Genomic DNA, 15,912 nt, shown 5'->3' with positions numbered 1-15,912 from the left:
ATAAGAAGCTGCTCCTGTTCCGTTGTTTTTTTAGAATGCTAGCATGGTAGATAAGTTGGTTTTGTTTAAACATCCTTTAAAGACTACTTTTTAACTTGCCTTTTAAGTACATTTTGGTACAATTATCTTATCAATAACGGAGGTGTACTAATTTGAATATCGGAAAACCGAGAAAATTAGGCAAAACCATCGAAGATATCGAAGAGGGAGATTCGTTGTCCTTGACAGAGTCAATTGAAGACAAGGACTTATTACTTTACTTGGGCTTGACCAATGATGCGAATCCTTTATATATCCAACATGATTATGCCCAAAAAACAGAATATGAAAAACCAATCGTACCATCAATTATGCTGATGGGAATTATCACTAGTGCGATTTCAAAACATTTACCAGGACCAGGTTCACATGTTGTGAATTTCTCTGTGAACTTTGTGGAACCCGTTTTTCATTACGAAACATTGACTTTCCAATTAGACGTAATCAAAGTCGACAAAATGAAAGATGTGATTACCATTTCAGTTGAGGCTGTTAATGAGCAAGAAAATCGCGTGTTAGATGCAGTGGTGATGGTTCAACCACCCCAAGTGACGATTGATGAACTAACAGAGAAAGAAGGGACTTTAACTTATGAATAATCAAGAGTATATCCAAACTGGCACAGGTTTGAATAAATTTTATGCCAAAATTTACGGATTTTTAGCGTTAGGAATTGGTATTAGCGCAATCATGGCTTATGCAATGACAACTGTCTTTTTACCTGTTCTAGCTACTTTATTCCAATCAAGCTTAGCTTTTTGGATGATTTGGCTTGTTGAAATTGGCTTAGTTTTATATCTAGGCGCAAAAGCACAGAAGAATCCAACCATTGCGATTGCAGGATTTGTTGCGTATGCATTATTAAATGGTGTCACTTTATCCGTGACGTTATTAATGTATACTGGTGGAACAGTGGCCGGCGCATTTTTAAGTGCAGCAGCTACCTTTGGCGCGATGTCATTAGTAGGTGTCTTTACGAAGAAAGACCTATCAGCAGTTGGTCATGCCGCTTATAGTGCCTTAATCGGAATTATCATTGCGATGTTGCTAAATATGTTCCTTTTACACAGTAGTGCTGTAGAATTCTTTATTTCCATTTTAATGGTCCTAATTTTCTCAGGGATTACTGCTTATGATAACCAACGTATACGCCAAGTCTATGCGCAAACAGGTGATCAAGCAGGCACTGGGATGGCCGTTTTCTTCGCATTACAATTATACCTTGACTTCATCAACTTATTCTTAGCTTTCTTAAGAATTTTTGGTAAAAACAACTAACATGAACGTAAAAGAGGTCGGGACAGAAGCGTTTAACTCCGAGAAATAAGAAGGAATTTCCGAAAATTGTTCTTTAATTTTTGGATAATTCCGGCTTATTTCCGAAGGAGTTGCTTCTGTTCCCGCCGTTTATCAGTTTTTGAGCGTGGAGCAAAAATCCAAAGTGATTTTTGTCCCACGCTCTTTTTTTAACCCATTCCAATAGCGAAATTCAACAGTTTATCGGAGTATGTTGGATTTTCTAAATCGGTTTTCATTGTTTCGTTCAGTAGACTGAGCTGATCGGTAATGATGCCATCGACGCCATAAAAAATCATTCGCGTCATAACATCTTCATCATTTGCTGTCCAAGCATAAACCTTTTTCCCATCATGATGAGCGGCATTTACAAAGTTACGATTCATTGTACTGTATTCCATAGTAAAAAAGTCAACTGGCATTTTAGGTGGTCCCACAATGTTAAAAGGAATAACGTAGCCTACATAAAAGCGTGGTTCTTCTTTCTTTAAGGCCATCGCCGTATCATAGGTTAAGGTATGAAGGATATGACCGTTTTCTAAAATATTTTCACGGTATTGTTTGACAAAGCGCTGTACTAAATCAGGGCTATCTTGAGGCGTGGTTTTGATTTCAATTAATAAACGTTGTTTTAATTGATTGGCTTTGGCTAAATAATCATCGAAAGAAACCATTTTAGCAGTTTGACCATTTTCTGTGACATTCATGTTCGTTAATTCTTTAAGTGTTAATTGATTTGGTCGTTTATTAACGCCCGTTAACGCCCGTAAATTAAAATCGTGCATGACAATAAATTGATGGTCTTTGGTTTCTTGAATATCCATTTCAACATAATCAGGTTTTGCCTTATTGGTCTCGATTAAAGAGTCCAAAGTGTTTTGAACGCCATTGTTACCATTAACACCACGATGGGAGATGGTAACCGGTTTTCGGTCAGGTGTATGACTTAAGTAATTCGTATTATAGGTGCCTACACCAATTCCGAAGATGATTGCAATCAAACAAAAAAGAACGACTCTGAAGGTGGTCCATTCTACCCGAACCTCTGATTTCGGGGTGAACCATTCTGGCGTGTCAGGCAAAATCCCTTCATCCTCCATATCATCAACAATAATGTAAAAAATAGCAACACTAGACAACACCAAGTTTAAGAGCATCATAACCTGAAGGAGTGTCATAGCGATGACAGCGCTAGGTAAAGACCACTCAGGTTTAAACGTTTCAACGGCGGTTTGACCTAAAAATATCAAGAAATAGCCAGCCGTAAAAATCCCTAAAACAGTTCCTCCAATGATAATAAATTGCCCTAAAATCTGGAAAAAGCGCCGCTTTGTAATTTGCCAACTACGTTTTAAAGACTCACGAAAACCAACATCACGTAAAATCAACTCTGGAAGGGCAAAAGCAAGTCGAATCGCTAAATATAAGATAATCAGTTCTAACAATACGAAACCAATAATAATAATGACGCGATTTGCAAAAATAAAATCTAAGATAAAGGCTGGAATCTTAACTCTTGTTAATAAATAAGAGCGGAAGGTTAACCCACTTAATGGTAAAATCAAAAAGAAATATGCCAGGAAAAACAGAAAGGTAATTCCTCGAACTTTTTTGATCTGAAGCAAGGTGCCGTGCAATAATTGCGTTAGAGTAATTGGTTGCTTTTTCTTAATAAAATAAACACTAAGCAATAAAAAGGTAAATTCAAAAAAGAGCGCCAGTAAAATTAATAGCCCAATTAGTAGAAAAGTCAAAAGGACATAGGGATGTTGCGTAGCAATTGCCCCTAAGTTATCGTAGGAAATATAATCAATCCCACCTTCTTTGAGTACCAATTTGGACAAACTTGTCAATAAAGGCAATAGAACGAATAACATAAATCCGTGCATCAAGAGCACGTCGCGAAAATACGCCGTTGTTCCTTTAAGAAAATCTAGCGTATTCACAATACTATTTTTAAAATAACTAAACATCAAAAGTCCCCCAGTTTCTACCAAAATTCCATAATAAAAGGACTAAATCAAACTGACACAGGCAGAGTTTTGATTTAGTCCGTTCGCTTTTTTATTTATTTTACATTCCCAGTAAGCTAGTTAAAAATGTACCGCCATAAATTAACGCAAGACTATATAAATAGATAGAAGCAGGTTTTGCTAATAAAATAATCAGAGTAAATTTTTTCACAGACATTTTTGTTAAACCGGCCATTAAACAAAGCGCATCATCCGGTGCAATCGGGAAGAAAATTGCTAAAGCAAACAATCGTTCAAAACGTTTTTCATTGTCTAACCAACCGATATACTTGTTATATGTTTTATCACTGACAAGGCTCATAATGAATGGTTTCCCATAATTACGACCTAATAAGAAAATGATAATAGAGCCAAGTGCAATACCAACGTAATTATAGACGAAGCCCATTGTTGGCCCGAAAATCAAGACCCCTGCAGCACAGCTAACACCACCAGGAATAATCGGAATAACCACTTGAATAATCTGAATTAACATGAAAATAATCGGACCGAGAATGACAGATTGCCCTACTAGTCCTCTTAGTGCATTGATGTCCTTGAAGACACCTAATCGGATAAAATAGATGGTTGCAATTATGGTTGCAACAATGCCCAAAATGGAAATAATATTAACAATTTTTCTAGATAGGGTAACACTCACATTTCTCATCTCCTTTAGTTATACTCATCGTACTTTTAGTATATAACTTTTCATCAATAAAAAACATCGTTTGTTCTTTCTGCAAACGAACAAAGTTGTAAGATACGCATCATTTGATAAGTTTATTATACAAAAAAAGAGACAGAAAAGACATCCTACTTAAGACCCATTCTGCACTGATCTTTTGAAAGAGAGTTGAAGAAACGAAAGTGGCACATCTTTTAGGAATATTATAGAGGGGCAAAGAGTGAAATTAAATTTGCATCCACGTCTTTAATGATTGCGTATCGTTGGCCCCAAGGTGCATTCCAGGGTTCTTTAAAAACAATGTAACCAGCTTGGCTCATTTTTTTCACGGTGTTATCAACTTCTGCGGCCGTTTCACAAAGAAAAGCAAGTTCAATTTTATCGCCTTGCTGACTAGGCGCAAACCCATAGACGCCAGTAATCATTTGTAGTGAATTTAAAGAAATCCTGACGCCATTGTTTTGTAATTCTGTGTAATCGGGCGAAGCTTCTCCCAGCACGTTAAAACCTAGCGTTTGGTAAAAAGAGAGTGCTTGTGTCATATCGTTGACGATAATACCGACCATATCTAACTTCATCCTCATAACCTCCGATCTATGATAAAATAAGTGTAAGGGATTTTTTGGTAAAAACCAAACGATTTATAGCGAAAGTGCTTAAAAAATTAGAATGTAACAGTTTACAACGAAGAATAAGAAGACTATAATTATGTTAACTAGTTTTAGGTGTACCTAAAAGTGAAATGTGTGAACAAGATAGATTGAGGGATGTTGGATGAAAGAAAAGAAAACGGAAAAAATGCTTAATTATGCAAATGGACCTAGTTTAGAAGAGATAAATAATACCGTCGAGGTACCTAAAAACGCAAGCTTTTGGCGAACTTTGTTAGCCTATAGCGGACCTGGCGCTTTAGTGGCTGTTGGTTATATGGATCCAGGAAATTGGATTACGTCAATTGCTGGCGGAGCGGAATATAAGTACACGTTACTTAGTGTGATTTTACTTTCTAGTTTAGTTGCCATGTTACTACAAAGTATGGCTGCGCGCTTAGGAATCGTGACAGGAATGGATTTAGCTCAAGCGACTAGAGAGCATACAAGTAAACGAACGGGCGTTGCCTTGTGGGTGGTGACGGAGTTAGCCATAATGGCAACAGATATCGCTGAGGTAATTGGTGGTGCCGTTGCTTTGCAATTATTATTTGGTTTTCCATTATTAATTGGTGTGTTGATAACAACGTTTGATGTTTTATTACTTTTGCTACTGACAAAGTTAGGCTTTCGCAAAATCGAAGCAATTGTTTCTTGTTTAATTGCAGTCATCTTTTTTGTTTTTGCTTATGAAGTGGCATTAGCAGATCCAAATGTCGGTGAAGTATTACGAGGTTTTATTCCAGACACAAAAATAGCGACAGATAAATCCATGTTATTTTTAGCCTTGGGGATCGTTGGAGCGACAGTCATGCCTCATAACTTATATTTGCATTCTTCCATTGCGCAAGCACGGAAATTTGATCGTAACGATGATGCTGAGAAAGCCAAAGCAATTCGTTTCACTACTTGGGATTCAAATATTCAATTAACTGTCGCTTTTGTCGTAAATTGTTTGTTGTTAATTTTAGGAGGAGCATTATTTTATGGAACCAACAGTGAATTAGGTAAATTTGTTGATTTATTTGATGCTCTGAAAAATCCAGATATTGTTGGTAATATTGCTAGCCCAGTGTTAAGTATTCTTTTTGCAATTGCTTTACTGGCTTCGGGTCAAAATTCAACGATTACAGGTACGCTGTCAGGACAAATTGTAATGGAAGGCTTTATCCATTTAAAAATGCCGTTGTGGGCACGACGAGTGGTAACTCGTTTGTTAGCAATTGTGCCAGTCATTATCTGTGTCATTATTTATGGCGGTAGCGAAACGGCTGTTGAAGACTTGTTACTTTATACGCAAGTTTTCCTAAGTATTGCTTTGCCAGTGTCGATTATTCCTTTAACGATGTATACAAGTGATAAAAAATTAATGGGCCAATTTGCGAATCCAGCGTGGGTGAAATTTTTAGCTTGGATTATTGCAATTGCCTTGACGTTATTGAATTTATTTTTAATTTATGGCACATTAACTGGTTTAACGAATTAATAAAAACAAAGGCTGACTGGAAAAGTTGGCCTTTGTTTTTTCATAGAATTTGCGCGTAAGAAATGGTAGAATAGGAAAGATGAAATACAAGGAAGAGAGGCTTTCACGTGACAGATTATTTAAATGTAGGAAAAATTGTGAACACACAAGGAATCAAAGGAGAAGTTCGGGTCATTTCGAAAACGGATTTTCCAGAAGAACGTTATCAAAAAGGGGCAACGTTACTGCTATTTCAAGAGAAAAAAGCACCAATTGAATTGGTCGTGAAGTCCCACCGCAAGCATAAGAATTTTGACATTTTAAGCTTTGAAGGACATCCAAATATCAACGATGTTGAAAAATATCGTGACGGTATTTTAAAAGTTGCAAAAGACAATCTCGCTGAATTGGCAGAGGACGAATTTTATTATCACCAAATCATTGGTGCCACTGTTTATGATGAAACCGGTAGTGATCTGGGAAAAATTAAAGAAATTTTATCTCCTGGTGCGAATGATGTGTGGGTCGTCCAACGACCAAAGAAAAAAGATTTACTTTTACCGTATATTGAAGGCGTTGTTACAAAAGTCGATGTCGAAAATCAACGGATTGATGTGGACATTCCAGAAGGATTGATTGACGATGAGAATTGATGTATTAACTCTTTTTCCTAGAATGTTTGAAGGACCAATGGGGGAATCAATTATTGGGAAAGCTCGGGAAAAGCAGTTATTAGAATTGAATGTCTCTAATTTTCGCGATTTTTCAGATAACAAACACCAAACGGTCGATGATTATCCATATGGCGGTGGCGCGGGGATGCTTTTAAAAGTACAACCGATCTATGATAACCTAAAGGCAATTGAAGAAGAGACAAACCAGCAGCCAAAACGGGTCATCTTATTAGATCCAGCAGGAAAACCGTTTAATCAAAAAATGGCCGAGGAATTTTCACAAGAAGAACATTTAGTTTTTATTTGTGGACATTATGAAGGCTATGATGAGCGAATTCGCACGATGGTCACAGATGAAGTTTCATTGGGGGATTACGTTTTAACTGGGGGCGAATTAGGCGCAATGGTCATGATTGATGCGACAGTCCGTTTATTACCTGATGTCTTAGGTAACAATCTTTCTGCACAAACGGATTCACATTCCACTGGCCTATTAGAGCATCCACAATATACCAGACCTGCTATTTTCAATGATATGGAAGTCCCTGCCGTGCTAACGAATGGGAACCATAAATTAATTGTAGAATGGCAACTAAAAGAATCATTACGACGGACCTTTTTGCGTCGACCTGACATGTTGGAATCAGTAGAAATGACGCCTGAAATGTTGAAGTTATTAGAGGAAATTAAACAAGAAGAGCAAAAATAAGGGAACTTTCAAGAAAATTCTCTTTACAGCTTATTTTGTCTGTGGTAAACTAATTTGGTGAGTGCAATGCGCTCTAACTATTACAATATTCCGCTGTGGCAGAAGTGACCATAAGAATATTTGGGAATAAGGAGAAGGATAAAATGAATCCATTAATTCAAGAATTAACACAAGAACAATTACGTACGGATATTCCTGCGTTCCGCCCTGGTGACACTGTTCGCGTTCATGCGAAAGTAGTCGAAGGTACTCGTGAACGTATCCAGTTATTCGAAGGTGTTGTAATTAAACGCCGTGGTGCTGGAATCAGCGAAACTTATACAGTACGTAAAGTTTCAAATGGTGTTGGTGTGGAACGTACATTCCCATTACACACACCACGTGTTGCTCAAATTGAAGTGGTTCGCTACGGTAAAGTACGTCGTGCAAAACTTTACTACTTACGCGCATTACACGGAAAAGCAGCTCGTATCAAAGAAATCCGTCGTTAATCTTTACTATTCGACAAACGAACACCCTCTTGCTCAGCAAGAGGGTGTTTTTGTGTGTAATTAAGTGGAAAATCACTTTGACTTTTTTTTGAAGTCACATAAGTGTGAAAATTAGGTTTTTGGACAATGATTCAGAAATCTTTTGAAAATTGAAGGTGTGAGGAAATTTAGAAAGATAAAAAGAGGGAGTACTGAAAACCAAAATTTCAGTTAAGTGCTTGGATCAAGAAACAAAAACTACGTTAGTTTGTCAATATCAGTTGAAATTGGAGAAGAAGCAGAATGGGGTGATAGTATTGGCAAATCAATTATTCAGGGCCATAGTTACAGGATTTTTGTCTTTTATATTCAATCAAAAAGAAATAAATACAAAGAGCACAGATAAGTATTTTAGCAAGTAACCAATAAATAGCAGGACTGTTGGTGCTATAAGAATACAAGAAAATAGTAGTAAACTTAATTAAGAATCGTTTGCTATTTAAATAGTGTTCTTTTCCTTTTAAAATATATACGATAAAATAAGTATATTAATTGTAAAAGGACATGATAATTATGGAAGAATTAGAATGGAATAATTTTTATGTTTGCTATAGTTTTGAGGGTAGTGATTCTTTTAATAACTGTCAAGATAGTAGATTACTTTGCGAATACTCCTGAAGTACAAATACAGAGAAAACTTCCTGAGTTTGAAAAAGTGCCACCTTATGATCCAAGAGATAATTCATTTCTGATACAAATTATTCTTTAAGTAGGACAACGACTAAGTTTATTTACCAAACCATTACAATAAGAAAAGGTGCAAGTATACCTAATTACTATTGGTATGATGATGGTCAATTTAGAGGAAATCTAAAACTTCAACGTTGGCAAGACTACGGAGAAGATCCAAACATAAGAGGATATATCTGTACTTATGGAGGCTACGTTACCAATGGTTCAAGCACGGCGCAAAGAATTGTCGATATTAATGAACAATAGCTATTCTAACTTTATGTAATAGGAGGGAGTAATCATGAAAAAAATCGGGTATTTTAGTTGTATTATTTTTTTCATGTTTTTGGTAGGTTGTAGTAATAACAAAAAAGAAAACGGCAATCTTTTGAATGCCAGTTCGTTTCCTTTAATACTCACCACGATTATTGAAAAGGAAGAAGACCTAACGAAAGGTTCAATTTTTTTCAACAAGGACAAAACCATGACGCTTGAAAAAGAATATTTAGTTAATCCCAATAATGAAGATACAAAAAAAACAAGTAGAACAGAAAAAAAGGTATATAAAAATATTAAAATACAAGAAAATAAAGAGAGCTATGAAATTACAGGTCAATTGGACAAAAAAACGAAAAAAATAGAGTTTAAAAAAGTTGATGAAGGTAAACGTATATCTGATGCAGAAGGTAATGTGTATGGTGATTTTGGTGGTAAATAGGATAGTTAAGTCATAAAAAAGAAGGCTAAAAATTTTTATTTTTTTCGTCTCTATACTTTCTGATGTTAGTTTTTTTACCAACATCAGAAAGTATAGAGACGTTTTTGTGTAATTAAACAAAAAATCAACATTGACTAAGACCAGAAATACTTTCTATAGTTGTTCCTAGTTGCTCTAATATAAGACACCAAATTGATAACCATTTGCTTGATAAAACTCTATTAATTGTGGCAATGCTTGTTTTGTTAATTCCTTATCTACTGAATCATGCATTAAGACTACTCTAATATTATAATCCGGATAAACCTCAAGTGAATGTTGATGGAAAGCAAGCATTTCTGCGACTGTAGTAGGCTGTCTGTCTAACGGCTCCGCATCCCCAACCATCGCATTCCAGTCAATCCAATGGATGCCAAGTTGTTTGAATAATTCATCAGATTTTTCTGTACCTCCCCATGACATATGACCTCCTGGGTATCGCCAGAGAGTTGTTTGAAATGTTTCGCCCAATATTTTTTTAAGAGAGTTCTCCATGTCCGCTATTTCCGCTTGTATTTCTTCAATGTTGACAATCCCGTTTGGATATAACGTTGCATAATCATGAGTTGAACTATGAAAGCCTATTGAATGTCCTTCTGCAACTTCGCGTGTCACTATCTTTTGATTTTCGGAAGTTAGGGTATTTCCTACAAGAAAAAAAGTTGCGTGGACGTTATACTTTTTTAATGTATCTAGGACTTGTGGGGTTATTTGATTATTAACGCCATCATCAAAGGTTAAGAATACTAATTTTTCACCTTTGTAAGGTTGTTCTCCAGTTATATATTTTCTGATTTTGTCTGCTGAGTAAGCATATTTTTTTGATGAAATAGTCATGTGTGTTGATTCCTTTTCTAACTTGGTCGGGGAATCTTTTTTTGCAGTTGAATTTTTAGTCGATGTCTGCGTAGTATCATCATTTTTACTTGTTATCTTGGGTTGAGTTAATAGGAACGTTTGAATGAAAACAAGAACAATGAGGATTAACGCACTAAATAATACATACCCGTTTATTTTGAATTTTCTTTTCTTATGTCGCATACTTTCACTCCTCTTTGGTTAATGAAAAAGTTAAAAAATACACCTCCACGTTATACAAAATTGAACGTCCTATTAGTTATAGACGAATTTGAGGACCAAAAAGTTTCAATTTTTTCAATTTAGTTAGTTGTTTATTTAATAAAAAATAAAAGGTTGCTAGAGGATGAAAGGAGTATAATTTATTTATCTAGAAGAGTAATCGGAATGAGAAAGGACTGTGGAAATGGATCATCAACAGGTGTTGAAAAATGAAATTAAACAATATTTAGTGAGTAAAAACTGTGAGAAGACGTATTATCATTGTATGGAAGCTGGAGAGTATGCCTATCAACTTGGTGAAAAATATTTAACTAGTCCAGAAAAAGTAAGTATTGCAGGATATTTACACGATATCTCTGCGGTTTATCCAAATAATCAGAGAATTAATGTCGCACAAAAATATGGGATTGAATTAAACGAAGCAGAAATGGCCTTTCCAATGATAATTCATCAAAAAATTTCTAAGTCTATTGCGAAAATGGATTTTGGTATTGAAGACAATGAAATTTTATCAGCTATTGAATGCCATACAACATTGAAGAAAAACTATTCGGACATAGATTTAGTTTTGTTTGTCGCTGATAAAATAAAGTGGGATCAAGAAGGGAAGCCACCATACTTAGATGGTTTATTACAAGCTTTAAATTGTTCTTTAGAAAATGCCGCATATTTCTATATCGATTATATTTTGAAACACGATATTAAAGTCGTGCATCCTTGGTTATGGGATGCTTACAATCAACTTAATTTGATAATTAAATAACAAATAAACATAGTCGTTTTTAATCGAGTTTTGCTGGTGAGAAAAGTGGAAAAGTAGTACAGTATTCTTGTCAGAAAGAAGGGATTCCCAATGAAAAAAATAATCTTGATAGGTCTTTTATTGAGTATTTTATCAGGATGTTCTTCCAACAAAAGTGGTGATAGCACTGCAAGCAAGCCGACAGCAACATCAGAAATGAAAGCACCTGTTACCGTTAACAACAGCCAAGCAAGTCAAATGAGCACGGAGTCAAAATCTAGTACGACTCAAAGTAATTCTTCTGCTTCTAGTAAAGCTGAAAATCAGTTGTGGTCTGCGCAAAAAAAGGCACAGCTACAACAATTTATGGCTGATTGGGGGCAACGGATGAACCAAACGTATAAAGAATATACACCAGGAAATTCAATCAATTTCAATGGCGTCCAAGCGCCTGATGGTCTAGTAGGAAATGCTACTATGCAACCAGCGATTGATCAGCATCCCATTTATTTAGAATGGTCTGAAAATGGACAAGTGAAGGATGGATATGCGTTAGTTGCTGTTTACTCTGATGGAGAAACGCAACCAGAAATGCAAAAGCATTTGTATTTATTCACCATCGTTAACAATCATCCCTTAGTTTTAGTGACGATGCAAAATCAAGGAGATCCTTATGGCTATCTGTATTTTGGAGCAACAGATAATGCAGAGTTGAGGGCTGGGTTTGAAAAAATTGTAGGTGCCCCGTCAATTACTAAAGAACAAATCCCAAATATTTCAGTCAATCCGTGGTCTTCAAAAGAGGAAGCGATTGATTTTTACGAAGGAATGTATAAAAACACGGCAAACGAAATTTCAACTCAAATTGACTGGCATAACTATCAGCGGGCAAATTGGCGCGAGGTAGAAACAAAAGGCGACACTTTGACATTACATTTTGCCAACGTGGGCGGTGCTGGGGGCTCATACACACAATTCACGAAAGTTGGTACGAATACTGTTGTTGTATCATTTGATGGTAATGCCGCTTATCCCGATAACCCAAGTAGCGTTTTACTCGTGAAAAACAGTGATTATAAAGTTTTAAGGACTTTGAATCAGTAATAGGGGAAATACATCGTTTACTTAAACATAGGCAAAGGCGGGTTGCTTACCTTTTTATAAGTAACCTGTCTTTGCCTATGTGCTATTTTTTTGGATAGAGGTGCTCAGAGTAGGGGATGTTTTTCTGGGAAGTTTTTATGCTAGATCTCTATTTGACTAGGCTCAAATAGATCTGAATCAATCGTTGAAGTGATATCTGTTTATATAAAGATAGGCTAAATCGTCAATTTTTTAAAAATCGTCGTTCATGTTAAAATAAATGGAGAAATGTTTTAGTATTCATAGTAAGTATTTTATCGTAGAATAAAAGATATACTAACAATGGAGCGATGAAAATGCTAAAAGAAGAAAGATTAAATGCGATAGTCTCTCTAGTAGATCAAAAAGGGGCAATCAAAGTTACTGAAATTATGGAACGATTAAATGTTTCGGATATGACTGTTCGTAGAGATTTGACAGAATTAGAAGCAGCGGGGCGTTTAAAACGAGTACATGGAGGAGCTAGCAGTTTAAATACATATCGTCCACATGAATTGTCTCATGCTGATAAACAAATTATTAATAGTGTTGAAAAAAAAGAAATTGTCCAAAAAGCATTAAGTTTAATTCACGAAGAAGAAACTATCTTCCTAGGACCAGGAACAACTATTGAACTTTTGGCCGAGGCAATGGAATTTAAACATTTAAGAGTAGTAACAAACTGTTTGCCTGTGTTTGAAACGTTAAGTAAAAAAAAGAATGCGTTGACCATTTATTTGGTTGGTGGAGAAATGCGACTTTTAACTAAATCTTTTTTTGGTGAAATCGCTAATAAAGCATTAGAAGAAATGCATTTCCATAAAGCATTTTTTAGTTGCAATGCGTTAAAAGATAATAAAATTATGACAGCCACTATTGAAGAAGGACAAACACAAGCAATTGCATTAGATAACTCAATAGAAAAATATTTATTAATGGATACTTCTAAAGTAGAGAAACAGGATTTTTATTCTTTTTATCAATTAGAAGAAGTGACAGCGGTAGTTACAAATAAAGATAAATTTGACACATCTAAAGTATTGGAAAAAGTTGTCAGGGTGATCTACTAAAAAGAAGAGGTGCAGATGCACCTCTTCTTTTTAGTTCCCCTTATTGAGCTTTTTGAGCATAAATAATATTTCGCTTCTTCATTTGTTTTGCATACCAAATGAAAATCAGTAGATAGGCGACTAGCGCCAGACATGCGTATAAAATAAATTCGAGTTGACCTTGTGATGCATTGCCGACTAAGTATCCTAAGAATTTTTCCATTGGCCCTTCCATGGTAGTATGTGAAATTAAAGTATTATTATTTAGACCCGCTGGGAAAGCGCCAACTTTTTTTGCGGTTTCGGTAACGAACGGTGCAATTAGGGTACCAGACCATAAGAACAAAGGTAATTCGATTGCTCCAATGATAATCATTCGGATGAGTTTACCTCTTGTTACTACTAGTAGAGCAGGGGTTACACCCATTGCAATAATTCCGCCAAGTGGTAAAAGTTTATTGCCAGGTAGGACAATGGCTTCTAATAGCATAATTGGAGCCAATACGTTAGCTGCTGCCCAGATTTCAGCACGACCAGCTAAGAAAGGCCAATCTAAACCAATATTAAGTGTACGCCCTTTTAATTTATTCGAAGCAAAATCAGTGATCCCTTGGGATAAAGGCTCAACTGCAGCGATAAACCAAGTTCCAATTAAAGAGAATAGTTCCAAACAGACTGCAGCCGTAAAGGATAGAGAAAAAATTTGCGTGGGTGTTTGGCCAGCTAAAAGACCCACAAAAATCCCTAAGTAAATCCCGATGGCAAATTTTGATCCCCAAAAGCCAATTTTACTATTCAATTTGGCAGCGTCAAAATCGTATTTGTCTAACCAAGGAAAAAGCTTATCAAAAATTTTATCAAAAACCATAATGATTGGGTTCATCATATAGTTCATATGCGTGGTAGTCATAGGATTGGTATCTGGGGCGTTAAGTAAATCGTTAAACGTTGGTTTCATTAAGTCAGAATTGATAATTTTTAAAACACCTATGAAAATAACTAAGATTGTTGCAATTATTAAGTTTGCGCCACAAAAAATAGCAAATAAACCAACAATCGATAGATGCCAAATGTCGAAAATATCCACATCTAATGTGTTCGTTTTATTTAGAATTAACATAATGACATTGACAATCACCATAATTAAAAGAAAGTAAAGGGTGTAAGGAGATCCCCAAGTGATGGTGGCCAAAGGTGCCCAACCAACATCAGTAATATTTAAAGAAATTCCTGTACGTTCTACGAAAGAGGCCATTGCATCTGAGAAAGCAGTAGTTAAAATTCCTATAATAGCACTGATACCAGTTAAAGCAATCCCTAGTTTAAGACCACCTTCTAATGCGCGAGTGGGTTTTACCTTAAAACAAAGGGCAATCAGTGTTAAAACAATAGTCATTAAAGGAGCAGCACCTAAATCAATTAAAGGTTTAAAAATTGTATTTGCTAGGTCAATAATCGTATTCATTTATTTTCTCCTTCATAAGCTAAGATAACAAAATTTTTATCTTAGTTTTGTTATTGTTGACAGTGAAGCGTAAGTAATTAGTCTGAAAAGGAAATCATTTGTTTAAAGAGTGAATGATACTTTCCATTTGTTGATAAACAGGTTCAGCCATTGCTGGAATTCGATAAAGAATTGCGCCTGCATCAACTACAGGAATCGTGATTGGGAAACCCAAATCTGTTTTGGCGATTTGGGCGAAAATATCATAATGGGATAGCATCTCTTGATTGATATCTTTAATCATTACGGCATCGCAAGAAACTTGGTAGCCTCTTTTAGATAATTCTGTTTCTAATGCAGATTTGATTTGATGGCTAGAGTTTACCCCAGCCCCACATGCAGCTAAAATTTTGATCATGTTAAATCTCTCCTTTAAAATTTTTTTGTAAAAAACGATAAACTTCTTCTTTATCTTCACATTGAAAAAAAGCCAATAGTGATGAACGGTCTGTCGTGTTAATAAAATCCATGATAGTCGCTAAAAGACCCGTTTGTTCAATACCGTTTTCATTTAAAATCATGAAAAGAAAGGAAACAGAGAGCGTTTCATCTGGGATAATCATGTTATGAAATGATAAGGATTGTTTCAATTTAATCGGGATAATTCTTGTCGTCCGTACAAAGGTACTTTCGGTATGCGGAATGGCGATATTCGGTAGTGCAGGATCAATCGGTGTTAAACTTAAACCAGTCGGATAGTTGTGTTCTCGTTCCAATAAATTAGTTAGAAAATCAGGTGTAACTAATTTCTTTTTTAACAAGTCTAAATAAACTTCTTCAAAAACTTCTTCTTGTGTTTTTTTGTTTGAAATATAGGTAGTATCTAATGAAAAAATCGATGTTTTAATAACCATAGAACCCCTCGTTTCTTTAATATATTATTATTTATTTACAAGTATAATATAAAACGCTTTCAAAAAGAT

Annotated in this window: 17 protein-coding genes; 10 read left to right on the top strand and 7 right to left on the bottom strand. The window is 35.5% G+C overall.

Annotated features, from left to right (window positions below):
- Positions 1-152: 152 nt before the first annotated feature.
- Entirely contained in the window at positions 153-638 is a 486-nt protein-coding gene (locus tag IGJ41_RS08335) for a MaoC/PaaZ C-terminal domain-containing protein (RefSeq protein ID WP_438714240.1), read from the top strand.
- On the top strand, positions 631-1,317 hold the full coding sequence (locus tag IGJ41_RS08330) for a Bax inhibitor-1/YccA family protein (RefSeq protein WP_002364139.1): 687 nt from the start codon (positions 631-633) through the stop codon (positions 1,315-1,317). Before IGJ41_RS08335 ends, IGJ41_RS08330 begins: the two co-directional genes overlap by 8 nt.
- Before the next feature lie 188 nt (positions 1,318-1,505).
- Here IGJ41_RS08330 and IGJ41_RS08325 read toward each other — a convergent pair whose 3' ends face one another.
- From IGJ41_RS08325 to IGJ41_RS08315, 3 genes are all read right to left on the bottom strand, one after another.
- Positions 1,506-3,308 carry a glycerophosphoryl diester phosphodiesterase membrane domain-containing protein gene (locus IGJ41_RS08325; RefSeq protein WP_002364138.1) on the bottom strand — a complete coding sequence of 601 codons (1,803 nt, stop codon included), beginning with the start codon at positions 3,306-3,308 and terminating at the stop codon, positions 1,506-1,508.
- Between the two features lie 100 nt (positions 3,309-3,408).
- Entirely contained in the window at positions 3,409-4,017 is a 609-nt protein-coding gene (locus IGJ41_RS08320) for a TVP38/TMEM64 family protein (RefSeq protein ID WP_002383106.1), read from the bottom strand.
- A 221-nt stretch (positions 4,018-4,238) separates the two neighbouring features.
- Positions 4,239-4,613 (bottom strand): VOC family protein, encoded by a 375-nt coding sequence (locus IGJ41_RS08315; RefSeq protein WP_002381774.1) that lies wholly within the window; start codon positions 4,611-4,613, stop codon positions 4,239-4,241.
- Between the two features lie 196 nt (positions 4,614-4,809).
- Here IGJ41_RS08315 and IGJ41_RS08310 point away from each other — a divergent pair, with 196 nt between their 5' ends.
- The 5 genes from IGJ41_RS08310 (at position 4,810) to IGJ41_RS08290 (ending at position 9,453) form a co-directional block, all read left to right on the top strand.
- The gene (locus tag IGJ41_RS08310) at positions 4,810-6,171 is read left to right on the top strand and encodes an Nramp family divalent metal transporter (protein WP_438714237.1); all 1,362 of its coding nucleotides are present in this window, start codon (positions 4,810-4,812) and stop codon (positions 6,169-6,171) included.
- A gap of 107 nt (positions 6,172-6,278) precedes the next feature.
- On the top strand, positions 6,279-6,803 hold the full coding sequence (rimM, locus tag IGJ41_RS08305) for a ribosome maturation factor RimM (protein ID WP_010713301.1): 525 nt from the start codon (positions 6,279-6,281) through the stop codon (positions 6,801-6,803).
- The gene (trmD, locus tag IGJ41_RS08300; protein WP_438714235.1) at positions 6,793-7,533 is read left to right on the top strand and encodes a tRNA (guanosine(37)-N1)-methyltransferase TrmD; all 741 of its coding nucleotides are present in this window, start codon (positions 6,793-6,795) and stop codon (positions 7,531-7,533) included. Before rimM ends, trmD begins: the two co-directional genes overlap by 11 nt.
- 143 nt (positions 7,534-7,676) lie before the next feature.
- Positions 7,677-8,024 carry a 50S ribosomal protein L19 gene (rplS, locus tag IGJ41_RS08295; RefSeq protein ID WP_002357176.1) on the top strand — a complete coding sequence of 116 codons (348 nt, stop codon included), beginning with the start codon at positions 7,677-7,679 and terminating at the stop codon, positions 8,022-8,024.
- Positions 8,025-9,036: 1,012 nt separating this feature from the next.
- The gene (locus tag IGJ41_RS08290) at positions 9,037-9,453 is read left to right on the top strand and encodes a hypothetical protein (protein WP_010823753.1); all 417 of its coding nucleotides are present in this window, start codon (positions 9,037-9,039) and stop codon (positions 9,451-9,453) included.
- Positions 9,454-9,627: 174 nt separating this feature from the next.
- On the opposite strand, the gene IGJ41_RS08285 is transcribed toward IGJ41_RS08290, so the two are convergent.
- Positions 9,628-10,533 carry a polysaccharide deacetylase family protein gene (locus IGJ41_RS08285; protein WP_438714232.1) on the bottom strand — a complete coding sequence of 302 codons (906 nt, stop codon included), beginning with the start codon at positions 10,531-10,533 and terminating at the stop codon, positions 9,628-9,630.
- 223 nt (positions 10,534-10,756) lie between these two features.
- Between IGJ41_RS08285 and yqeK the strand changes: the two genes are divergently transcribed.
- The 3 genes from yqeK to IGJ41_RS08270 all read left to right on the top strand — a co-directional run bounded on the left by yqeK (position 10,757) and on the right by IGJ41_RS08270 (position 13,506).
- Positions 10,757-11,335: a bis(5'-nucleosyl)-tetraphosphatase (symmetrical) YqeK gene (gene yqeK / locus IGJ41_RS08280; protein WP_438714230.1), complete on the top strand. Its 579-nt coding sequence runs from the start codon at positions 10,757-10,759 to the stop codon at positions 11,333-11,335.
- Positions 11,336-11,425: 90 nt separating this feature from the next.
- Positions 11,426-12,418, top strand: coding sequence for a DUF4767 domain-containing protein (locus IGJ41_RS08275; RefSeq protein ID WP_438714228.1), 993 nt, complete (start codon positions 11,426-11,428; stop codon positions 12,416-12,418).
- Between the two features lie 335 nt (positions 12,419-12,753).
- Positions 12,754-13,506, top strand: a complete 753-nt coding sequence (locus IGJ41_RS08270) for a DeoR/GlpR family DNA-binding transcription regulator (RefSeq protein WP_002369238.1) — start codon at positions 12,754-12,756, stop codon at positions 13,504-13,506.
- A 40-nt stretch (positions 13,507-13,546) separates the two neighbouring features.
- On the opposite strand, the gene IGJ41_RS08265 is transcribed toward IGJ41_RS08270, so the two are convergent.
- The 3 genes from IGJ41_RS08265 to IGJ41_RS08255 all read right to left on the bottom strand — a co-directional run bounded on the left by IGJ41_RS08265 (position 13,547) and on the right by IGJ41_RS08255 (position 15,843).
- Entirely contained in the window at positions 13,547-14,950 is a 1,404-nt protein-coding gene (locus IGJ41_RS08265; protein WP_002357183.1) for a PTS galactitol transporter subunit IIC, read from the bottom strand.
- Positions 14,951-15,044: 94 nt separating this feature from the next.
- Complete coding sequence (locus tag IGJ41_RS08260) at positions 15,045-15,347, bottom strand: PTS fructose transporter subunit IIB (protein ID WP_002357185.1); 303 nt, start codon at positions 15,345-15,347, stop codon at positions 15,045-15,047.
- Position 15,348: 1 nt separating this feature from the next.
- Positions 15,349-15,843 (bottom strand): PTS sugar transporter subunit IIA, encoded by a 495-nt coding sequence (locus IGJ41_RS08255; protein WP_002357187.1) that lies wholly within the window; start codon positions 15,841-15,843, stop codon positions 15,349-15,351.
- Positions 15,844-15,912 lie beyond the last annotated feature (69 nt).

Origin of the sequence: Enterococcus sp. DIV1537a (assembly GCF_051712085.1) — a bacterium.
In the GTDB taxonomy this organism is placed as follows: Bacteria; Bacillota; Bacilli; order Lactobacillales; family Enterococcaceae; genus Enterococcus; species Enterococcus faecalis.
The sequence above is the reverse complement of the archived record's forward strand: the minus strand, read 5'-3'. Positions and strand labels throughout refer to the sequence as shown.